General features: G+C 72.1%; 15 protein-coding genes. 6 read left to right on the plus strand and 9 right to left on the minus strand.

Annotation, left to right across the window (positions count from 1 at the left end):
* Nucleotides 1–61: 61 nt before the first annotated feature.
* The gene (locus BJY16_RS04595; protein WP_185037876.1) at nt 62–997 is read right to left on the minus strand and encodes a hypothetical protein; all 936 of its coding nucleotides are present in this window, start codon (nt 995–997) and stop codon (nt 62–64) included.
* Between the two features lies 1 nt (nt 998).
* Entirely contained in the window at nt 999–1634 is a 636-nt protein-coding gene (locus tag BJY16_RS04600) for an MBL fold metallo-hydrolase (RefSeq protein WP_185037877.1), read from the minus strand.
* A gap of 108 nt (nt 1635–1742) precedes the next feature.
* On the opposite strand from BJY16_RS04600, the gene BJY16_RS04605 reads away from it, so the two are divergent.
* On the plus strand, nt 1743–2702 hold the full coding sequence (locus tag BJY16_RS04605) for a DUF4349 domain-containing protein (protein WP_185037878.1): 960 nt from the start codon (nt 1743–1745) through the stop codon (nt 2700–2702).
* Nucleotides 2703–2992: 290 nt separating this feature from the next.
* Nucleotides 2993–4210, plus strand: coding sequence for an IS110 family RNA-guided transposase (locus BJY16_RS04610; RefSeq protein WP_311775284.1), 1218 nt, complete (start codon nt 2993–2995; stop codon nt 4208–4210).
* Between the two features lie 63 nt (nt 4211–4273).
* Here the strand turns inward: BJY16_RS04610 and BJY16_RS04615 are convergent, their stop codons facing one another.
* Nucleotides 4274–5530: an amidohydrolase gene (locus BJY16_RS04615; RefSeq protein ID WP_185037879.1), complete on the minus strand. Its 1257-nt coding sequence runs from the start codon at nt 5528–5530 to the stop codon at nt 4274–4276.
* Between the two features lie 183 nt (nt 5531–5713).
* Nucleotides 5714–7279 carry an acyl-CoA mutase large subunit family protein gene (locus tag BJY16_RS04620; protein ID WP_185037880.1) on the minus strand — a complete coding sequence of 522 codons (1566 nt, stop codon included), beginning with the start codon at nt 7277–7279 and terminating at the stop codon, nt 5714–5716.
* Between the two features lie 171 nt (nt 7280–7450).
* Here BJY16_RS04620 and BJY16_RS04625 point away from each other — a divergent pair, with 171 nt between their 5' ends.
* The gene (locus tag BJY16_RS04625; RefSeq protein ID WP_185037881.1) at nt 7451–9370 is read left to right on the plus strand and encodes a serine/threonine-protein kinase; all 1920 of its coding nucleotides are present in this window, start codon (nt 7451–7453) and stop codon (nt 9368–9370) included.
* 23 nt (nt 9371–9393) lie between these two features.
* Nucleotides 9394–11046 carry a phospho-sugar mutase gene (locus BJY16_RS04630; RefSeq protein WP_185037882.1) on the plus strand — a complete coding sequence of 551 codons (1653 nt, stop codon included), beginning with the start codon at nt 9394–9396 and terminating at the stop codon, nt 11044–11046.
* A gap of 73 nt (nt 11047–11119) precedes the next feature.
* Here BJY16_RS04630 and BJY16_RS04635 read toward each other — a convergent pair whose 3' ends face one another.
* The 3 genes from BJY16_RS04635 to galE all read right to left on the minus strand — a co-directional run bounded on the left by BJY16_RS04635 (nt 11120) and on the right by galE (nt 15049).
* Entirely contained in the window at nt 11120–11803 is a 684-nt protein-coding gene (locus tag BJY16_RS04635) for a GOLPH3/VPS74 family protein (protein ID WP_185037883.1), read from the minus strand.
* 153 nt (nt 11804–11956) lie between these two features.
* Nucleotides 11957–14008 (minus strand): bifunctional glycosyltransferase/CDP-glycerol:glycerophosphate glycerophosphotransferase, encoded by a 2052-nt coding sequence (locus BJY16_RS04640; RefSeq protein ID WP_185037884.1) that lies wholly within the window; start codon nt 14006–14008, stop codon nt 11957–11959.
* 33 nt (nt 14009–14041) lie between these two features.
* Nucleotides 14042–15049, minus strand: a complete 1008-nt coding sequence (gene galE / locus BJY16_RS04645) for a UDP-glucose 4-epimerase GalE (protein WP_185037885.1) — start codon at nt 15047–15049, stop codon at nt 14042–14044.
* Between the two features lie 202 nt (nt 15050–15251).
* Here galE and BJY16_RS04650 point away from each other — a divergent pair, with 202 nt between their 5' ends.
* Nucleotides 15252–18113: a bifunctional glycosyltransferase/CDP-glycerol:glycerophosphate glycerophosphotransferase gene (locus BJY16_RS04650; protein WP_275408057.1), complete on the plus strand. Its 2862-nt coding sequence runs from the start codon at nt 15252–15254 to the stop codon at nt 18111–18113.
* A complete protein-coding gene (locus BJY16_RS48270) occupies nt 18106–19254 on the plus strand; it encodes a glycosyltransferase (RefSeq protein ID WP_185037887.1) in 1149 nt (382 codons plus the stop codon). Before BJY16_RS04650 ends, BJY16_RS48270 begins: the two co-directional genes overlap by 8 nt.
* A 147-nt stretch (nt 19255–19401) precedes the next feature.
* Here BJY16_RS48270 and BJY16_RS04660 read toward each other — a convergent pair whose 3' ends face one another.
* Nucleotides 19402–20685, minus strand: a complete 1284-nt coding sequence (locus BJY16_RS04660) for a nucleotide sugar dehydrogenase (protein ID WP_185037888.1) — start codon at nt 20683–20685, stop codon at nt 19402–19404.
* Nucleotides 20682–22163 carry a glycosyltransferase family 4 protein gene (locus tag BJY16_RS04665; RefSeq protein WP_185046264.1) on the minus strand — a complete coding sequence of 494 codons (1482 nt, stop codon included), beginning with the start codon at nt 22161–22163 and terminating at the stop codon, nt 20682–20684. The genes BJY16_RS04660 and BJY16_RS04665 overlap by 4 nt, the downstream gene beginning before the upstream one ends.
* Nucleotides 22164–22186: the final 23 nt, after the last annotated feature.

A 22186-nucleotide genomic window follows, 5' to 3' on the forward strand; every position in this document is an offset into this window, starting at 1 on the left:
CCTGTGGCAACGCCGACCTGTGGCAACGCCGACCTGTGGACAACCCGCCACTGAGCCGCGGTCACTGCTCCGACAGGTCGTCGAGAGCGGCCTGGACGTCACCCACCCGGCGGCGGGCCGCCGCCGACTCCCGCTCGGCGGCCCGGCGGGCCTGTTTGCGGCGGGCCACGTCGGCGACCGCCTCGGTGCGCCGCCGTTCCAGCTCGGCCAGCTCCGCGTCCAGGTCGTCGACCAGGTTCGAGGCGTCCCGCTCGGCGGTCTCGGCCCGGTGCAGCTGCTCGTCGGCACGCCGCTCGGCCGCCTCCGCGGCGGTCAGGTCCCGCTCCAGCTCGCGGCGGCGGCGCTCGACCTCGCGGCGACGGCGCTCCTGGGCGGCCCGCTCCTGCGCAGCTCGCTCCTGCGCCGACCGGTCCCGATCAGCCGTGGGCGCCGGCTCGGCCACCCCGTCGTCCGGGACGTCCTCGGTCTCCTCGTCCTCGGCGTCGCCGCCGGTGATCAGGCGCAGCCGGGGCCGGGGCACCTCACCGAAGCCGGCGTAGGCCGCCGACCGGATCAACCGCCCGGTGCGCACCTGCGCGGCGATCTCCGGGTCGGCGAGCGCCGCGGTCAGCGTCGCCTCCACCTCGCCCAGCGGCAGCTTGGCGGCTCCGGCGCCGGCCGCCACGGCCAGCTTGCGGGCCGCCGCGACCAGCGCCGAGACGAACTGCCGGCGCTGCTGGGACAGCTCGCGCAGCTGGTCACCCTGCAGCTCGCGCTGGGCGGCCCGGAGCGCCTCGGAGAGCTCGACCAGCTCGCCGATCAGGTCCGGCCGTTTGCGGGCCAGCAGGTTGACCACCCAGGCGGCCACGGTCGGCTTCTTCAGCGCGGCGAGCCGCTTGGCGGCGTCCCGGTCGCCGGCCGCGCGGGCCTGCTCGATGGCCGCCGCCCGGGTCGCCACGAAACCCTCCGGCGGCTCCTCGTAGAGCCGCCGGACCACGTCGTCGATCAGGCTCGGCACGTCAGTCGAGCGTGGTGCCGGGCGCCAGGTGCTGGTACTTCGTCTCGGCGAAGCCCTCCAGGTGCTTGTCCGAGACGGCCGCGCCACGCTCGTTGAGCAACCCGTCGTGGATCGCGAAGGCGCGGCCCGGCCGGACCGCGCGAGCGAACGCGATCGCCTCGGCCACCTTCATCCACGGCGCGTTCAGCGGGATGCCCAGGGTGTCGACGGTGACGTCCTCCGGGACCACGAACGAGTCGCCCGGGTGGTACATGTTCGTGGTCTCGTCGCTGATCAGGAAGCCCAGGTTGGCGAAGCGCGGGACGTACGGATGGATGATCGCGTGCTGGCCGCCGTAGGCCCGCAGGCGGAACCCGGCCGCCTCGAACTCCTCGCCGGCGGTCACCGCGGTGGTCGCCCCGCTGATCTCGCCGAGCAGCTTCAGCACGTCCTGGTGCGCGAAGACGCGCAGCTCCGGGCGGCGGTGCACGGCCGCGGTGAGCGCCGCGACGTCCACGTGGTCGGAGTGCTCGTGGGTGATCACCACGGCGTCCGCCCCGTCCAGCGCCGACTCCTCGGAGAACTCCCCCGGATCGACGACGAGCACCCCCGCCCCCTCGATCCGTAGACAGGAATGAGTGAACTTCGTGATACGCACGGTGCTCCTCCGTCGCTGAATCGTGACCGGTCATCTCGCAGTCTGCCGGAACCGGGCAGAGCCCACCGTACGTCTCAGCGGTCAGTCGTACCGATGACAGGAGTGCTCATGCGGAAACGGGGATATCTCGCTCTCGGCGCCGTGCTGCTCAGCGGCGCCCTACTGGCCGGCTGCGGCAGCGGGGACTCGGCCTCCTCCGACAGCGTGTCGAACGACAGCGGCAAGGCGGCACCGGCCGCCGGGCAGGCCGAACCGGCCGCGCCGCAGGCGGCCGAGGGGCAGGCCGGCGACCCGGCCACCCAGCGGGGCAAGGACACCACCGCCGAGGCGCCCGACCTGCGCGTCGACCAGCGCTCGATCATCTACACCGGGACGATCACGGTGCAGGTCAAGGACGTCAACGCGGCGGCCGCCCGGATCACCGGGATCACCGCCGGGGCGGGCGGCTTTCTCGGCGGCGACGAACGGCAGAGCGGCGACGGCGGCTCGGACACCGCCACCATGAAGCTGCGGATCCCGGCCGCCAAGTTCGACTCGGCGCTCAAGCAGATCGCCGACCTCGGCGACGAGAAGAGCCGGGAGATCAACACTCAGGACGTCACCGAGGAGGTGGTCGACCTGGACGCCCGGATCACGGTGCAGCAGGCCCGGGTGGACAGCGGCCGCCGGCTGCTGAGCCAGACGAAGACACTGAACGACCTGGTGATGCTGGAGAAGGAGGTGGCCACCCGGGAGTCCGACCTGGCGTCGCTGCAGGCCAAGAAGCGCCGGCTGGCCGACCTGACCGCGCTCAGCACGGTCACCGTGGTGCTGCTCGGCCCGGAGGCCCCGCCGCCGTCCGGCGCCGGCGACGAGCCCGGCGGTTTCCTGGCCGGCCTGCGGAGCGGGTGGAACGCCCTCGGCGACTCGCTCGCGGTGCTGCTCACCGTGCTCGGCGCGCTGCTCCCCTGGCTGATCGCCCTGGGCGTGCCCGCGGCGGCCGTCTTCTACCTGCGTCGCCGCTACCGCCGCGACCACCCGGACAAGGAGCTGCCGGCCCCGCCCGCCGAGGCCCCGGCCACCCCGTGACCGGGCTCTGATCTCCGGAACCACCCGCGGACCGTGAAGGGGGCGGCGATCGCTTTGGACGCGCCAGCGGCCAGATCGCCGGGCCCGGCCCGCGCTACTTAAAGAGAATTTGGTGTACGACCGCGGCCCGGCCAGGCTTGGTCGAGGTGATCGGTAGGGTGCTCAGGCCCGCGCTGCCCACTCATATGGCGGGGTGTGGCTCTCTCCCGGCTTGGACCCTGCCGGTCACCGTGGCGCGGAGTGGCTGAAGAGGGGTTTGCCCAGCTGTAAGTAGCGTTGCCCTCCCGCTGGTGTGGTTCTGCCGCGACGACGGGAAGGTCAACGGGTACATGGGTCAGCTGATCATTGGAGTCGATCCGCACAAGCGGTCCGCGACGATCGAGATCATCAACGAGCGTGAACAGGTGCTGGCCCGTGGCAGGTACGGCACCGACACCGGTGGCTACCAGCAGATGCTCGCCGCCGGCCGCCGTCACGCCGGCCGGGTGTGGGCGGTCGAGGGCTGTAACGGCATCGGCCGGCACCTGGCCCAGCGGCTGGTCGCCGACGGCGAAACCGTGCTGGACGTCCCGGCGAAACTCGCCGCGAAAGCCCGCAACTTTGACACCGGGCACGGCCGTAAAACCGACGGTCACGACGCGCACCACATCGCGGTGACCGCCCTGCGCACCCCGGGCCTGCGCCGCGTTCACGCCGACGGCGCCACCGTCGCGCTGCGGCTGCTGGCCGACCGCCGCGACCAGCTCGGCGCCACCCGCACCGAGACCATCAACCGGCTGCACCAGCTACTGCTCGAACTGATCCCCGGCGGCGCGAAGAAGAACCTGACCACCGACCAGGCCCGCACCCTGCTCGAACGCGTCAGCGTCCCGGCCGGCGACATCGTCACCGCCACCCGCTATCAGCTGGCCGGCGACCTGGCCGACGAGCTCACCACCCTGGACACCAAGATCAAAGCAGCCAACCGGCAGCTGAAGACCGTGCTGGCCGCCACCGGCACCCAGCTGACCAGCCTCAACGGCATCGGCCCCTCCGGCGCCGCCCGCCTGCTCGGCGACATCGGCGACATCAGCCGCTTCCCGACCCGCGGGCACTTCGCCACCTGGAACGGCACCGCCCCCATCGACGTGTCCTCCGGCGACAACCATCATCACCGGCTCAACCGGGCCGGGAACCGGCGCATCAACCGGGTCCTGCACATCATGGCCATCACCCAGCTCCGCTTCGACACCCCCGGCCGCGCCTACTACCAGCGCAAACGCGCCGAAGGCAAAACCGCGATGGAAGCCATGCGAGCGTTGAAACGACGCCTGTCCGACACCGTCTACCGCCAAATGATCAAAGACGACCACACGGCACAACAGACAGCGACGGGTCCGGGAGGACACACGGGGGCGACTCTGAACTCCAGCGCGGCCGACCCAAACCCCAAGATCGACACTTCGGAAAAGTCACAACCCGGACCCGCCAACCACCACCCTAAAACACCCCTCACACCAACCCCTTGACAGAGGGGTGCCGGGAGCATGCGATCTGCACCCGCGCGGACCTGCGCAAATGAAAATATGACCTCAGAAGGCGCCGGTCGACAGCGCGGCCAGAGCGGTGTGCGTCATGACCCGGATGCCGTGGCCGATGCAGTTCTCGTCGACGTCGAAATCGCCCTGGTGCAGGTCGTGGCGGACGTCCGAGCCGGGCACGCCGGTGCCGAGGCGGATCATCGCGCCCGGCACGTGCTCCAGGTAGAACGAGAAGTCCTCGCCGCCCATGCTGATCTCGGCCTCGACCACCCGGTCGGCGCCGAGGGCCGCGCCGGCCGCGCCCGCGACGATGGCGGTGGCCATCCGGTCGTTGATCACCGGCGGGACGCCACGCTTGTATTCCACCTCGACCTCGGCGCCGGTCGCGGCGACCACGTCGCGGATCAGCTTGGTGATCATCTCGGGGGCCTCGCGCCAGGCATCCCGGTTCAGGATCCGGACCGTGCCGCTGACCTCGCCGGTGCCGGGGATCGCGTTGAACGCCTGGCCGGCGTGCACCGAGCCCCAGACCAGCGAGACCCCGGCGCGCGGGTCGACCCGGCGGTCCAGCAGGGCCGGCACGTCGACGATCACCCGGCCCAGCGCGTGCACCAGGTCGGCGGTCAGGTGCGGGCGCGCGGTGTGCCCGCCCGGGCCGGAGAGCGTCACCCGGACCGTGTCGGCGGCCGCGGTGAACGGGCCGGAGCGGACCCCGACCAGGCCGGACGGCAGCTGCGGGTAGCAGTGCAGGGCGTAGATCGCGGCGACGTCCTTGAGCGCGCCGGCGGCGATCACCTCGGGCGCGCCGGACGGGATCGCCTCCTCGGCCGGCTGGAACAGCAGCCGCACCCGGCCGGGCAGCTCGCCCTGCTCGTCCAGCTGGGCCAGGGCCATGCCGAGGCCGAGCAGCACGGTGGTGTGCACGTCGTGGCCGCAGGCGTGGGCCAGCTTGTCGACGGTGCTCCGGTACGGCACGTCCTTCAGGTCGTGCAGCGGCAGCGCGTCCAGGTCGGCCCGGAAGGCGACCACCCGGTCACCCTGGCCGATGTCGCAGATCACCCCGTTGCCCCGGGGCAGCATCCGCGGCTGCAGCCCGGCCAGGGTCAGCTCCCGGGCGACCAGCGCCGCGGTCTCGAACTCGGCGTGTGACGGCTCCGGGTGCGCGTGGATGTGCCGACGAATCGCTACCAGCTCGGCTCCCCGGGCGGCGAGCCAGCGGTCCAGCTGGCCGGGCAGTGGATCAGCGCCGGGCAGGGGCCCGGGCCACGCCGTATCGGCGCCCTCCGGCGCCGTCAGTGCAGTAGTCACGTCGGTTCCAGACACTCGCGAAGAATTCAACGGGTTGTGCGACGCGCGACAGCTTAGTCCGTTTTTGGTCACGCTGTGTAACGGTCGGGTAAATAAGCCGGGAGGTCATCCCGGGCCGCCAACCCATCAACGGGTAGTGAATCGCCGAGGTGACGCGACACACTACGAGTACGTTTCGCGGCTTCAGAACCGTTCGACCGGCCGGTAGACGCCCCACACACCGCGCAACGTGTGACAGACCTCTCCCACGGTCGCACGGAGCCGCAACGCCTCCTTCATCAACGGTAGGACGTTCGTGCTTCCGGCGGCGGCCTTCGCCAGATCCGCCAGGGCGCGCTGCACGGCCGGGTCGTCGCGCTCGGCCCGGAGGCGGCCCAGCCGCGCCGCCTGGGCGGCCTCGATCGCCGGATCGACGCGCAGCGGCTCGTACTTCTCCTCGGCGTCCATGGTGAACCGGTTGACGCCGACCACCACCCGGTCGCCGTTGTCGATCTCGTTGGCGATCCGGTACGCCGACTGTTCGATCTCCGACTTCTGGAAGCCCTGCTCGATGGCGTCCACCGCGGAGCCGTACTCGAAGACCCGCTCGATCAGGGCGGTCGCCTCGCGCTCCACCTCGTCGGTCATCGCCTCCACCGCGTAGGAGCCGGCGAACGGGTCGACGGTGCCGGTCAGGCCGCTCTCGTAGGCGAGCACCTGCTGGGTGCGCAGGGCCAGCCGGGCGGACTTCTCGGTGGGCAGGGCGATCGCCTCGTCGTACGAGTTGGTGTGCAGCGACTGGGTGCCGCCGGCCACCGCGCCGAGCGCCTGGATCGCCACCCGGATCAGGTTGACCTCCGGCTGCTGCGCGGTGAGCTGGACCCCGGCGGTCTGGGTGTGGAACCGCAGCATCATCGACTTGGGGTCCGTGGCGCCGAAGTCGTCGCGCATGATCCGGGCCCACATCCGGCGGGCGGCGCGGAACTTGGCGATCTCCTCCAGCAGCGTGGTCCGGGCCACGAAGAAGAAGCTCAGCCGGGGCGCGAAGTCGTCCACGGCCAGGCCGGCGGCGATCGCGGCGCGCACGTACTCGATGCCGTTGGCCAGGGTGAACGCGATCTCCTGCGCGGGCGTCGCGCCGGCCTCGGCCATGTGGTAGCCGGAGATCGAGATGGTGTTCCACTTCGGGATCTCGGCCCGGCAGTAGGCGAACGTGTCGGCGACCAGGCGCAGCGACGGCTTGGGCGGGAAGATGTAGGTCCCGCGGGCGATGTACTCCTTGAGGATGTCGTTCTGGATGGTGCCCTGCAGGGCGGCGCCGGGCACCCCCTGCTCCTCGGCGACCAGCTGGTAGAGCAGCAGCAGCACCGAGCCGGGCGCGTTGATCGTCATCGACGTGGAGACCTGGTCGAGCGGGATGCCGTCGAAGAGCCGCCGCATGTCGTCGATCGAGTCGATCGCCACGCCGACCTTGCCCACCTCGCCGTGCGCGATCGGGTCGTCCGAGTCGTAGCCCATCTGGGTGGGCAGGTCGAACGCCACCGAGAGGCCCATCGTGCCGGCTTTCAGCAGCTGGTGGTAGCGCGCGTTGGACTCGGCGGCGGTGCCGAAACCGGCGTACTGCCGCATGGTCCAGGGCCGTTTCGTGTACATCGTCGGGTACACGCCCCGGGTGTAGGGAAACTCACCCGGCTGGTCGCTGCCCGCACTCGGCGGCACGTCGTCCGGGCCGTAGACCGGCTTGATGGTGAAACCCGACTCTGCGTTCACGAGGTGATCCTAAGGCTCGTTCAGGTGAAACGGCGTCCACCGTCGGCCACTCGGCCACTACCCTGGGTCGTTTCCTGGTGAACAGTGCGGGCGCGACTTTCGTTGCGGCTGGCGACCGGGCAAGATAGCTGAGTTGGCCCAGCCCCCTAGACCCCCTCGGTGGCATTCTCAGTGACTCAGATTCCGACGTGGAGCAGCGGTGACGCGGCCTCCCTCAACGGACGCGCCGCCCCGGGCACGCTGATCGGCGGGCGGTACACGCTGCGCGCCGCGGTGGGTCACGGCGGTATGGGCACGGTCTGGCGCGCGGCGGACACGCTGCTGCGCCGCGACGTGGCGATCAAGGAGGTCGTCCTCCCCCCGGGTCTGGCCCCGAGCGACCGCGACACGATGTACGAGCGGACCATGCGCGAGGCCCGGGCCGCCGCCACGCTGCAGCACCCCGCGGTCGTCCAGGTCTACGACGTGGTCCACGAGAACGGCCGTCCGTGGATCGTGATGGAGCTGCTCGAGGCGCGCAGCCTGGCCGACATGGTGATCGAGGACGGCCCGGTCGCGTCCCGGGTGGTCGCCAAGATCGGCATCGCGCTGCTCGGCGCCCTGGAGGTGGCGCACGCGCGCGGCGTGCTGCACCGCGACGTGAAACCGGCGAACGTGCTGATCTGCTCGGACGGCCGCTGCGTGCTGACCGACTTCGGCGTCGCCCGGATGCCCACCGACGTGCAGCTGACCACGCCCGGCATGGTGCTCGGCTCGCCGCACTTCATCTCCCCGGAGCGGGCCATGGGCCACGACTTCGGGCCGCCCAGCGACCTGTTCTCGCTCGGCGTCACGCTCTACACCGCGATCGAGGGCCGGCCGCCGTTCGACAAGGGCGACCCGATCGAGACCATGCACGCGGTGGTCGAGGACCCGCCCGCGCCGGTGGTCCGGGCCGGCTCGCTCACCCCGGTGCTGATGGGTCTGCTGGAGAAGGACCCGGCCAAGCGGATGGACGTGCAGACCGCCCGCACCCTGCTGCGGCAGCAGCTGGCCGGCCCGCTGGCCAGCAAGAACCCGCCGCACATGATGACCGACCCGTATTCGGTGGTGCCCTCGCCGCGGCCGGTCTCGCCGCCGCCGTCGGCGGCCGCCGAGACCCAGCAGATCCCGCCCAGCGGCCAGATCGGCGGCCGGGCCATGCTCGCGCCCGGCGAGTCGCTCACCGATCACCTGAGCAAGCTGGAGCAGCAGAACGCGCCCGGCGGCCGGCGGCGCGCCCCGGAGCCGGCGGACGCCGGCTTCCCGACCGGCGCCATGCCGGCCCACCAGATCCCGCAGCCGGGCGGCAGCCCGACCAGCGTCATCCCGCCGCAGGGCGGCTGGCAGCCGGGCGGGCCCCGGCAGGGCACCGTGGTGACCAGTCCCGCCGCGAAACGGCGGATGGCGCTGCAGAACGCCACCCAGAAGGCGAAGGACACCACCGGCCGGGCCGTCGCGACGTTCCGCGGCTGGCCGCGCAACAAGCAGCTGGCGGTCGGCGGTGGCGGCGTGGCCGCGGTGCTGGCGCTGATCCTGGTCGTCTCGCTGACCGGTGGCGGCGGCGCGCCGGCCGCGGCGCCGACGGCCGCGCCGCAGGCCAGCGCGCCGGCCACCGGCGCGGCCGCGGACACCCAGGACTACAAGGGCAACAAGGCGATCTCGGTGAAGGTGCCGGCCGGCTGGAAACGCACCGCCGGCAAGACCTACGTCGACTACATCGACCCGGACGACGCGCTGCGCAAGGTCCGGGTGCTGGCCGAGGAGGGCAAGGCCTCGCCGTCCCGGTTCGTCAGCGAGATCGCGCCGAACGGGCTGAAGAAGTCCGCCAACTGTCCGAAGCCGTTCAAGTCGCTGGGCAGCACCACCGAGGGCGTGCAGATCGCCGGCCGCCCGGCCGCGCAGTTCGAGTACACCTGCGGCTCGGGCGACGCGATGCGGCACGGCATCTGGCGGATGACCCAGGTCGACGGCACGATGTACTCGTTCTTCCTGACCACGCCGGCGGCCGAGTTCGAGGACAGCAAGAAGTATTTCGAGGCGATGGCGCAGAGCTTCCAGCTCAACCTGTGACGGCACTGTGCTATCAATCCGGAATGGCACCAGAAGTTGATATTGACCTGACGGCGGCAGCCGAGGCCTGGCTCGCGGACGACCCGGATCCGGCGAGCCGGGCGGAGCTGCGCGAGCTGATCGACGGTCTCCCGGCCACCGCCGCGGAACTGCGCGACCGCTTCGCCGGACCGCTCACCTTCGGCACCGCCGGCCTGCGCGGCCGGTTGCGCGCCGGGCCCAACGGGATGAACCTGGCGGTGGTCACCCGGGCCGCGGCCGGCCTGGTCCACTGGCTGGCCGGACAGGGCGGCGAGGGGCCGCTGGTGATCGGTTACGACGCCCGGCACGGCTCCCGCGAGTTCGCCGAGGTGACCGCCCGGGTCGCCACCGGCGCCGGGCGCCCGGCGCTGCTGCTGCCCGGGGTGCTGCCCACCCCGGTGCTGGCGTACGCGGTGCGGGCGCTGGACGCGGTGGCCGGCGTGATGGTCACCGCCAGTCACAACCCGCCGCAGGACAACGGCTACAAGGTCTACCTGGGCGCGGCGCTGGGTGGTCCGGCCGGGGACGGCGCGCAGATCGTGCCGCCGGCCGACGCCGGCATCGAGGCGGCGATCCGGGCGGTCGCGAGCGCCGCTGCGGTTCCGCTGGGCGACGCGGGCACGGTCCTGGATCAGGAGATCATTTCGGCGTACGTCCGGAGCGCGGCGGCCGTGGTCGACCCGGCCGGGCCGCGTGACCTGAGCGTCGCCTACACCCCGCTGCACGGGGTGGGTGGCGAGACGCTGGCCGCCGCGTTCGCCGCCGCCGGCTTCCCCCGCCCGGTCGTGGTGGGCGAGCAGGGCCTGCCGGACCCGGAGTTCCCGACCGTCACGTTCCCGAACCCGGAGGAGCCGGGCGCGATGGACCTGCTGGTCGAGCTGGCCGGCAGCACCGGGGCGGACCTGGCGATCGCCAACGACCCGGACGCGGACCGCTGCGCGGTGGCGGTCCCCGGGCCGGGCGGCGCGTGGCGGCCGCTGCGCGGGGACGAGCTCGGGGTGCTGCTCGCCGACCACCTGATCCGGCGCGGGACCCCCGGCACGTACGCCACCACGATCGTCTCGTCCAGCCTGCTCGGTCGCCTGTGCGCGGCCCGGGGCGTGCCGTACGCGGAGACGCTGACCGGCTTCAAGTGGATCGTCCGGGCCGCCGAGGACCTGGCGTTCGGGTACGAGGAGGCGCTCGGCTACTGCGTCGCCCCGGCCATGGTGCGCGACAAGGACGGGATCACCGCGGCGCTGACCGTGGCCGAGCTGGCCGCCGGGCTCAAGGCGGAGGGTCGTACCCTGGCCGACCGGCTGGACGAGCTGGCGGTCGAGTTCGGCGTGCACGCCACCGACCAGCTGTCGGTGCGGGTGGACGACCTGGCCGAGATCGGCGCCGCGATGGGCCGGGCCCGGGGCAACCCGCCGGCCACGCTGCTCGGCGCGCCGGTCAGCGAGGTGCTCGACCGGCTCCCGGAGAACGACGTGCTGACCTTCCGGACCGCGACGACCCGGGTGGTGATCCGTCCGTCCGGGACCGAGCCGAAGCTCAAGGCGTACCTCGAAGTGGTGGAACCGGTCGGCGACGGTGACGTGGCCGCGGCCCGCACCCGCGCCGCGGCCGGTCTGTCCGCGCTGCGCGCGGAGATCGCGGCGGTCCTCGGCGTCTGATCCGCCGTGGCCGACCGGTTCTGGCCGGCTCCTCGGGGAGCCGGCCGGAACCGGGCGCTGACCTCGGGTCCGGTCAGGACGCCTTCGGGGTGCCGAGCGCGGCTGAGATGGCCTTGCCCAGGGTGGCGACCACCAGCGCGACGCTGGGGCGCACGATCGAGTCCTCCATGGCCGCGCCGCCGGCGAACCCGGCGCCGGCGGAGATCGCCTCGAGCCGGCGGTGGGCCTGCTCGGCCTGCTCCGGCGGGAGTTTCAGGGCCGGCTCCATCCGGGCCGCGCAGAGCAGGGTGGCCAGCGCCGCGGTCCGCTCGTCGGGTGCCAGGTCACTGGTCAGCGCCTCGGCCAGCCGGCCCCGGATCTCGGCCTCGTAGGCCGGGTCGGTGGTCGGGTAGCGGTGCACGTGGATGAAGTCCATCTGGGTCTCGTCGACGTCCTTGACCACGCCGCGGGCGCACAGGTCCTCCAGGACCCGGGTGCGCAGCCGGTGCCGCAGCCGCTGCAGCCACTGCGCGGGGGTGTGCGGCGGGTCGCCGGCGATCTTGGTGAGCACCGCGTCGGCGATCTCGTCGCCGATCGGCGAGGGGTCGGTGACCTTCAGGTAGCCGTCGACATAGGCGACCCGGCCCGCCAGCGCGAGATCGATCAGCACAGCCGCGGCCATGCCGAGATCGAGCCCGATCCGGGAGCCGGTCGCTTTACCCGTCTGATCGTCGTACGCGAGAAGTAGGAGTTCCTCGGCGAGCGGAATGGAGGTCATGGAGAAAACATAACGGCTGTGCGCTCCACCGCCAGTGGTCGGTCGGGGGGCATCCCGGTTGCGATCCGGTGGATGATCCGCGGGGACCGGTCCGGGCCGGAGCGGTGGCCGGAACAGTCGCCGGAGATGCCGGAAAAATCGTCCGATCGGGGGTCAGGCGCCGAACACCCGGCGGACCACCCGCTCGGCGGCATGGCCGTCCTCCAGGGCGCAGAACCGCTCCCGGAACCGGGCTCGCATCGCGGTCGCGGCCGCACTCGTCACCTGCCCGCCGCGGAACGCCTCGACCAGCTCCGTGAAACTGCGGGCGAAGGTGCCGGCGTGCTCGGTGGACAGATCGAAGGAGACGCCGCGGACCGCCCGGTAGACCTCCCAGTCCGGCGCGAAGATCACCAATGGCCGGTCCAGCACCGCGTAGTCGAACATCACCGAGGAGAAATCGGTGATCATGACGTCCGAGGCGATGCTGAGCAGCTCGACGGACGGGTGCCGGGACACGTCGAGGACCCGCGGGTGCCGCGGCGGGAAGCCCAGCGAGTCGTAGAAGTAGTGCCCGCGCAGCAGCACCCGGGTGTCCGGGCCGAGCGCCTCGGCCAGCTCGTCCACGTCCAGCACCGGGGTGAAGACCGGATGCCACTCGCGGTGCGTGGGCGCGTAGAGCACCACCCGCTCGTGCGGGGCGATGCCCAGCTCGGCGCGGGCCGCCGCGGTGTCCGCCGGGGTGGCCCGGGCCAGCCGGTCGTTGCGCGGGTAGCCGGTCTCCAGGGTCTCCCCGCTGATCGGGAACTGCCGGTCCCAGAGCAGCGTGGTGTGCCGGTTGGCGGTGACGCTGAAGTCCCACTTGGCGATGTTGCGGCGCATCCGCTCGATGTCGAAGCCACCCAGCGAGGCCGGGAACCGGGGCTGGTCCAGGCCCATCGTCTTGAGCGGGGTGCCGTGGTGGGTCTGCACGTGGACCTGGCCGGGGCGCTTGACCAGGTACGGCGGGAAGGTGGCGTTGTTGATCAGGTACTTGGCGCGGGCCAGGGCGCGGAAGTAGGCCCGGGTGCCGGGCCGGACGACCGGCACGCCGTCCGGGACCGCGCGGTCCTTCTTGACCACCCAGACGCCCCGGACGGCGGGGACCAGCTCGGCGGCCTTCTCGTAGATGGCCGCCGGGTTGCAGGCGTAGCCGCGGTACCAGTACGCCGCGTAGACCGCGAGGTTCTCGTCGACCGGGCGGCGCAGCTGCACCTGGTAGTAGAGCCGGAGCAGGGCCTTGCGCAGGGTACGGCGGCCGCGGCGGAGCGGGCGGCGCAGCCTGGCCGGCAGCGCGCGGACCGCCCGCCACAGCCGGTAGGTCCGGTACGCGTCCGCCCCCAGCAGCCGGAAGCGCATCCCGTCCAGCGGGCCGGTCCGGTGCCGGCGCAGCAGGCCGGCGATCCGGCCGAACAGGGCGCGGCGCTCGCCCGGCGGGACCACGCCGCGCCGCAGCACGCCGAGCAGGTCGTCGACCGCCCGGACCAGGGTGCGCGGGCCGGCCCCGGGCAGGCTCAGCACGTGCTCGTACTGGGTCACCGCGTCGGCGTGCGCCGGGGACGGGGTGCCGCGCAGCGCGCCCGGCCGGTCCGGGCGGGCCACGTAGCAGGGCTGCTCGACGGTCGCCACGGTCGCGGCGGCGGCCAGCACCTCGTACGCGAAGGCGATGTCCTCGTAGTGGCCCGGCCGGAACCGGATGCCGGCGTCGATCAGGAACTGCCGGCGGACGATCAGCGCGCCGAGCGGGACCGGCGGCGCGGCCAGCGCCGCCGGGCCGACCGGCACCTCGGCCGGTGTGGTCCACCGGCTCACCTTGCGGTTCCACAGCTCCCGGGCGGTCCCGGCGACCAGCACGTCCGGTGCCCCGGCGGCCAGCCGGTCGGCGATCACCGGGAGCGCGCCGGGCACGATCCGGTCGTCCCCGTCGACGAACCACACGTAGTCGCCGGTGGCCCGGTCCAGGCCGGTGTTGCGCGCCGCGCCCGGGCCGCCGGTGCTCGCCCGGTGCACCACGACGAGCCGCGGATCGGCGGCCGCGCGCTCGTCGAGCAGGGCGCCGGAGTGGTCCGGCGACGCGTCGTCGACCGCGATCACCTCGGCCCCGGCGCCGCCCGGGGGCAGCACCGAGTCGAGGCACTCCGACAGGTATCCCTGCACCCGCCAGACGGGCACCACCACGGTGAGCATGCGTGTGCCTTCAGGTGTCCGGGCAGCGTCGCCTTACGGCTTGCCGGCCAGGTCCGGGAGGATCCGGTCGCGCTGGGCGAACCAGTTCAGCGAGTCCCGGATGCCGTCCGCGACCGAGTGCTCGGCCCGCCAGCCGAGCAGGTCGGCGGCCCGGGTGCTGCGGGTGTAGGCGCCGGCCGAGTCACCGGGGCGGCGCGGCGCGTGCTCGATCGCCACCGGGCGGTCGGCCACCTGGTTGAACGCCTCGACGAACTCCAGCACCGTGGTGCCGGTGCCGGTGCCGAGGTTGATCGCCAGCGAGTTCTGGTCCTCGAAGAGTCCGTCGAAGACCTCGAGCGCGCGCAGGTGGGCGCCGGCCAGGTCCCAGACGTGCACGTAGTCGCGGATGCCGGAGCCGTCCCGGGTCGGGTAGTCGACGCCGGTCACCGGGAACGGCCGCTCCGCCCGGTACGCCTCGATCAGCTTGCCCAGCGCGTGGCTCGGCGCCGGCAGCTGCAGGCCGGTCCGCATCTTCGGGTCGGCGCCGATCGGGTTGAAGTAGCGCAGCGAGAGCACCCGCAGCGGGGTGGCCGCGGTGATGTCGCCGAGCATCTGCTCGACGATCAGCTTGGTCCGCGCGTACGGGCTGAGCGCGGTCAGGTGGGAGCTCTCGTCGACGGTGAAGTCCTCGCCGGGCTCGTAGATCGAGGCGGACGAGCTGAACAGCAGGCGGGTGACGCCCTTGCCGATCAGGTGGTCGACGAACTCCAGGGTCTTGGCGACGTTCTCCCGGTAGTAGTGCACCGGGCGCTCCACCGACTCGGGCACCACGATCAGCGCGGCGCAGTGCACCACGGCGGTGATGTCCGGGTGCTCGTCGAAGATCCGGTCGAGCACCGCGGGGTCCGCGATGTCCCCCTCGTAGAAGGGCCGGCCCTCGCAGAACTCCCGGCGTCCGGTGACCAGGTTGTCCAGAATTACCGGTTGGTGGCCGGCATCGAGCAGGCACGACGCGATCGTGCTCCCGATGAACCCGGCGCCGCCCGCGATCAGCACCTTCACGCGAAACATCCTCTCGATCTGCGATTTCCGGCCACGAGGCTAGCCGACCACGGCGCCTCCCCGGGCAGGGCGTACGCCCGGGGAGCGATCGTGAGAATGGTCCTAGGCCCCTAGCTGTAACCTATGATGCTGACCGCCGTGGACCCCGCGCCCCCTTGTCCACAACCTCCGCGCTCTTCTGAAGTCGAAGGACCCCTCAACAGTGACCTCGCCTGACCCACGACTGCCGGATGTCACAGTTGTGGTCATCGTGTACAACGACGCGGACCGGATCGCGACAGCGGTCCAGTCGGTCCTGGATCAGTCGCTGCGCAGCCACGAGGTCATCGTGGTGGACGATCACAGCACCGACGGTACGCCGGCGGTGGTGGAACGGATCGTCGCCGAGCACCCGGACGTGGTGCGGTTCATCCGGCTGCCGAAGAACTCGGGACATTGCGGGGCGCCGCGGAACGCCGGGGTGGCCCAGGCCCGCGGCCGGTTCATCATGTTCCTGGACAGCGACGACACGCTGGACCGGCACGCCTGCCGGAACATGGTGGCCGAGGCCGAGCGGACCGAGGCCGACCTGGTGATCGGCCGGTGCGTGCGGGTCGACGTGGCGACCGGCCGGGAGACCTCCTGGATGCCCTGGCTGGTGCACCAGAGGGTGGTCTACTCGTCGATCCACGAGCAGCCCGACCTGCTCTACGACGTGCTCTCCACCAACAAGCTCTACCGCAAGGACTTCCTCACCCGGGAGAACCTGGTCTTCCTGGAGGACCGGCTCTACGAGGACAACCTCTTCTCCGCCTCGGCCTACCTGGCGGCCAAGAAGATCGCGGTCATCCCGCAGCGGATCTACAACTGGATGATCGAGACCAAGGCGGCCAACCTCTCGATCACCCGCCGCGCCGCCGACCTGCGCAACATCACCGACCGGATCGCGGTCACCAAGCAGATCGACGAGCTGCTGCACGCGCACGACGCCGACGAGCTGCGGCTGCAGAAGGACATCCGGTTCATCGAGAACGACCTGCGGGTGCACCTGGCCCGGCTCAGCCAGCTGCCCGAGGAGAACCAGCGGGCCCTGGTCGAGACCGCCCAGCCGTACGTGCGGACCCTGCAGGAGGAGGCGTTCCGCCGGGCCAAGCCGCTGCCCGCGATGGCCGCCTACCTGGTCCGGCAGGGTGACCACGCGGGCGTCGCCTCGGTGCACGACTACCTGGTGAACCGCGGGATCAAGGCACGGCTCACCACCGACCTGGTGATCCGCGACGGCCGGGTCTACTGGACCGACCGGCACCTGGACGACCCGCTGGGCCGGGACGTGCTGGACGTGACCGAGATGGGCTTCCAGGACCGGCCGATCAGCAAGCTGCGGCTGGGCAGCGAGATCCGCGACGTGCGGCTGGACGGGGAGAAGGTCACCCTGACCGGCGTCTTCACCAACCCGCTCGGCCGGGTCGGCGCGGAGGGCAAGCCGAAAGCCCGGCTGGTCTTCGAGAACCGGCGCAACAAGCAGCGCTCGTTCGCCACCGGGGTGAAACTGGCCGTCGACGAGCGCCAGGTCACCTGGACCGCGTCGTTCGACTCGGCGGCGCTGCTGCGCCCGGTCGGCCTGGTCGACCCGGTGTGGTCGGTCAAGCTCAGCCTGAACACCGGCGGCGAGGTCGCCAACCTGGCGCTGTTCGCCGAGCCGGAGCTGCTGGACCGGCTCAAGCTGCCGACCCGGCCGAAGCTGAGCCGGCTGACCGCCGACGTCTTCGAGGCCTACCAGGCGGACGGGCTGAACATCGCGTTCCGGCTGGCCGCCGAGGGCTCGGCGGCCAAGGCCGGCGCCTCGGTGATCACCGCGGTGCGCGACACCCACCTCGGCGACCGGGCCTGGGGCCTGGTGGCCGAGCTGCAGCGCAGCACCCGGCAGAAGAAGAACAAGCGGGCCACCAAGCTGGCGTGGTACGAGAACGTCTTCACCAAGATGCCCATCAAGAAGGGCAGCGTGGTGTTCGAGAGCCACATGGGCAAGCAGTACTCGGACAGCCCGCGGGCGATCTACGAGGAGATGAAGCGGGCCGGCATCAAGTTCGACCCGATCTGGGTGCACGCCGACGCCAACCCGAGCGGCTTCCCCAAGGACGTCAAGCTGGTGCAGCGGCAGTCGTACGCGTACCTGCGGGCGCTGGGCACCGCCGAGTTCTGGATCGACAACCAGGGCTTCCCGCACGACCTGCGCAAGCGGGCCGGCACCACGTACATCCAGACCTGGCACGGGTCGGCGTTCAAGCGGATGGGCTTCGACCAGGCCGCGGTGAAGCAGCAGACCGAGAAGCAGCAGGAGCGGCTGCAGACCGCGATCGACCGGTTCGACTACTTCCTGGTGCGCTCCGAGCACGACGTCCGGACCCTGGCCAAGGGCCTGCGGATCGGCGCCGAGCTGCTGCGGGTCGGCTACCCGCGCAACGACGCGCTGGTCAACAACGACAACCAGGAGGAGCTGGCCAAACTGCGCAAGCAGCTCGGCCTGACCGACGGCCGCAAGGTGGTGCTCTACGCGCCGACCTTCCGGCCCGAGGAGGTGAACCGGAAGTCCGGCCTGGAGCTGCCGTTCGACCTGGCCGACTTCGTGCACCGGTTCGGTGAGGAGGTGGTGCTGCTGATCCGGCCGCACTACCTGGTCTCGTTCGCGCTGCCACCGGCCTACGAGCACTCGGTGCGCAACGTGCAGCACGTGCACGACGTGACCCCGCTGATGCAGATCTCCGACGCGCTGATCACCGACTACTCCTCGCTGATGTTCGACTATTCGCTGCTGAACCGGCCGATGATCTTCCACGTCCCGGACTACGACGACTACGTGAACACCAGCCGCGGCGCCTACTTCGACCTGGCCTCGACCGCGCCCGGCCCGATCACCCAGACCTCCGACGAGCTGCTCGACGCGGTTGCCGGCCTGGACGGGAACGTGACCGCGTTCGCCGAGAAACGGCGCGAGTTCGTGGCCGAGTTCGGCGAGTACGACACCGGTCAGGCCGCGAAGGCCGTCGTGGACCACTTCTTCCGGACGGGGAACCGCCGTGGCTGACAACCGTGACATCTTCCTGGTCGTCAACAGCGTCGACGAGCTGGGCGGGCTGACCAAGTGGGCGCACGACATCGCCCACCTGTTCACCGCCCGCGGCCACCGGGTCACCATGATCGGCGTCGAGCCGGCCACCGACTTCCGGGACTACGGCAAGGACCTGCCGTTCGCGAAGCACACCCTGCACGCCGAGAAGCTGCCGCGCCGGCACAAGGTGTCCGGCCTGGCCGCGCTGAACCCCGGGCACGCCCGGCAGGTCCGCCGGCGCGAGCAGCTCTTCGCCGGCGGGGTGGCCAAACTCAACGCGCTGCTGCGCACCGGCGGCCCCGGCGCGGTGGTGATCGCCGCGCAGGTGTGGGCGGCCGAGTGGGTGGTCGCCGCGGACACCACCGGGATGCACGTGATCGGCATGTCCCACGAGTCGTGGGCGGCGTGCCGGGCGAGCAGCCGGTTCAACCGGGTGCTCAAGTACTACGGCGACATGGACATGCACCTGTCGCTGACCGAGGCGGACGCGGACGCCTGGGCCCGGTCCGGCATGTCGAACGTCGGCGCGATGCCGAACCCGCTGATGACGGTGCCGCACACCCGGCCGACGCTGGACGAGAAGACCCTGGTCACGCTCGGCCGGCTGAACCACGAGAAGGGCATGGACCTGCTCCTGGAGGCGTGGGCGCCGGTCGCCGCGCGGTACCCGGACTGGCAGCTGAAGGTGTTCGGCGCCGGGCCGGACGAGCAGAACCTGCGGACCGAGGCCCGCGAGCTGGGCCTGGACGACACGGCGATCTTCCAGGGCACCACCACCGACATCGACGGGGCGCTCAGCGCGGCCTCGATCTACGTGCTGCCGTCCCGGGCCGAGGGCTTCCCGATCGCCGTGATGGAGGCGATGGCGTACGGCCTGCCGACCGTGGCCTTCGACTGCGCCCCGGGCATCCGGGAGCTGATCGAGGACGAGGTCAGCGGCGGCCTGGTGGTCACCGCGGGCAACGTGCCGGGCTTCACCGCCGGCATCGAGCGGCTGATCGAGGACCGCGAGCTGCGGGCCAAGCTCGGGTCGGCCGGTCGGGAGTCGGTGCAGCGGTTCAGCCCGGACAGCGTCGTCGACCGCTGGGAAGCGGTGTTCACCCTGCTGGACCGCTAGGTTCGGAAAACCGTCTCGCTGCCGCGATGCCCGCCTGCACTCATGCGGATGATTTTCTTGTACGACTGGGCGTCCCGTGCGAGCCGGCTCGCAAGGCTGCGGCCCGCACCAGACCGCAACGCGTGTCGTGCGGGTCCGCCGGCCTTGCTAGCCGCCGATGACCAGTCGGCGGATGTCTCCCCAGCGCGCCGGGTCGGTTACCCGGCGGCCGTCCACCAGCACCTTCACTCCGGGCAGGTCAGCCTGGGTGAGGGTGCGGTATTCGGCGTGGTCGGCCTGGACGATCGCGGCTTCGACCGGCTCGCCGGTCCAAGCGGGCAGGCCCAGCGCGGTCAGTTCGGCGTCGCGGTACAGCGGATCCGCGACGTAGGGCACGGCGCCGCGCCTCCGCAGCTCGGCGACGGTCGGGAAGACTCCGGAGAACGCGGTCTCCTTGACACCGCCCCGGTAGGCCGCGCCGAGCACCAGCACGCCGCGGCCAGTCAGGTCGCCGACTGCGGCGGCGAGCAGGTCGACCGCGTAGCCGGGCATCCCGGCGTTCGCCTCCCGGGCCGCCCGGACCACCGTGGCGGCCGGGTCGTTCCACAGGTACAGCCGCGGGTAGACCGGGATGCAGTGCCCGCCGACCGCGATCCCGGGCGTGTGGATGTGGCTGTACGGCTGGGTGTTGCACGCCTCGATCACCGTCTCGACGTCGATGCCGAGCGTGTCGGCGTACCGGGCGAACTGGTTGGCCAGCCCGATGTTCACGTCCCGGTACGTCGTCTCGGCGAGTTTCGCCAGCTCGGCCGCCTCGGCGCTGCCCAGGTCCCAGACACCGTTGGGCCGGGCCAGGTCGGGGCGCTCGTCGAAGTCCAGCACCGCCCGGTAGAACGCCACCCCGCGGGCCGCCGACGTGGCGTTCACCCCGCCCACCAGCTTCGGGTATTTCCGCAGGTCGGCGAAGACCCGCCCGGTCAGCACCCGCTCCGGGCTGAACACCAGGTCGAAGTCCTCCCCGGCGACCAGGCCGGAACCCTCGCGCAGCAGCGGCGCCCAGCGCTGCCGGGTGGTGCCGACCGGCAGCGTGGTCTCGTAACTGACCAGCGTCCCGGGCCGCAGCCCGCGGGCGATGTCCCGGGTGGCCGACTCCATCCAGCCGAAGTCCGGCTGCCCGTCGGCGTCCACGAAGAGCGGCACCACCACCACGACCGCGTCCGACCCGGCGACCGCGGCCGAGGTGCCGGTGGTCGCGGTGAGCAGGCCGGCGGTGACCGCCTCCTTGAGCCTGACGTCCAGGTCGGCCTCGCCGGGGAACGGGACCAGGCCGTCGTTCACCGCCCGGACGGTCGGCTCGGCGACGTCCGCGCCGACCACGGTGTGCCCCTTGGCCGCGAACTGCACGGCCAGCGGCAGTCCGATCTTGCCCAGGCCGACCACGCAGATCCTCATCCGGCACTCTCCTCCAGCAGACCCCGATAGACGTCGATCAGCACCTCGGCCTGGCTGTCCCAGGTCCAGGTGTCGAGCAGGCCGGGCTTGTCGTACGCCGCCCGGTAGCGCCCCGGGTCGGCCAGCACCTGCCGCACCGCCCGCAGGTAGTCGTCCACGTCCCGGGCCCGGAACACCTCGCCCTGGCCGGTCTCCCGGACCGTGCCGGCCATCGTCCGCACATCGCTGACCACCAGCGGCAGCCGGGCGTGCGAGTACTCGAAGAACTTGGTGATCAGCGCGATCTCGTGGTTCGGCCAGTGGTGGATCGGGATCACCCCGGCGTCCGCGCCGGACAGCATCGGCACCACCTGCCAGTGCGGCACGTAGGAGAGGACGTGCACCCGGTCCCGGACGCCGAGCTCTTCGGCCCGCTTGCCCAGCCCGGTCATGAACGCGCCGTGGTGATTGTTGGTGACCAGCGCGACGTGCACGCCGGGCTGCCGGGGCAGCGCCTCCACCATGATGTCCAGCCCGCGCTGCGGCGCCGCCGCGCCGCTGTAGACCACCAGCGGGGTGTCCGGCCCGACCCCGCACATCGCCCGCAGATCGGCGCCCGGCTCGTCGTCGAGGATCGGACCGTGGTCGAAGGCCGGCGCGTTCAGCACCACCCGGGGCAGCGCGCACAGCCCGTGCGCGGTGCGCAGCATCTCGGCCAGGTCGGCGGAGACGGTGGTGACCGCGTCGGCGTGCGGCGCGTACTCCCGCTCGTGCGCCATGTGCCCGAGCCGCCAGCGGGCGTGCTCGGTCCACGGCCGGACGCCGGGCAGGAACTCGTGCGCGTCCCAGACCAGCTTGACGTCCCGGCCCCGGGCCCGGGCCCGGATCTTGGCGCGGGCGCCGACGCCGAGCATCCGGAAGTCGTTGGCGTGGATCAGATCCGGCTGGAGCTGGTCGACCACCTTCCCGTACGCCAGCTCCCAGTCCCACAGCCCGGGCTCGATCCGCCGCCACGACCGGTCGCCCAGCGCGGCCTGCCAGAACCAGGTGTAGAGCCGGTCGGCCGGGGTGTCCAGGCGCTTGCGGGCGGCCCGCGACCGGGTGGTCTGCTGCCGGCGCAGGCCCACCCAGCGGCCGGTGGCCCGGGCGGCGAGCGACTCGGCGCGCAGCAGCGCGGCGTCCAGCCCGCGCGGCCCCATCGCCCGGCGCACCTGCAGGTCGGCCCGCCACGCCTTGACCGCCTGGGCGCGCCGGGTGCCCACCCCGGTCGGCGGGTAGGCCAGCGGCGCGGCCACCCAGTGCCGGCGGAACTCGTGCGGGCGCTTGTGCAGCGGCGTCGGCATCGGCAGCAGCCGCACCCGGGCCGGGCCGAGGGTCCAGGTGTGCTCCTTGCCGTCCGGGGAGCGGCCCAGCAGGGTCACCGCGAACCCGGCCTCGGCGGCCGACCGGGCCTGTTTCTGCACCCGCGAGTCGCCGTGCACGCCGTTGTCGACGAGCATCACGATCCGCTGCCCGGCCGGGC

This window comes from Actinoplanes octamycinicus (genome assembly GCF_014205225.1).
In the GTDB taxonomy this organism is placed as follows: domain Bacteria; phylum Actinomycetota; class Actinomycetes; order Mycobacteriales; family Micromonosporaceae; genus Actinoplanes; species Actinoplanes octamycinicus.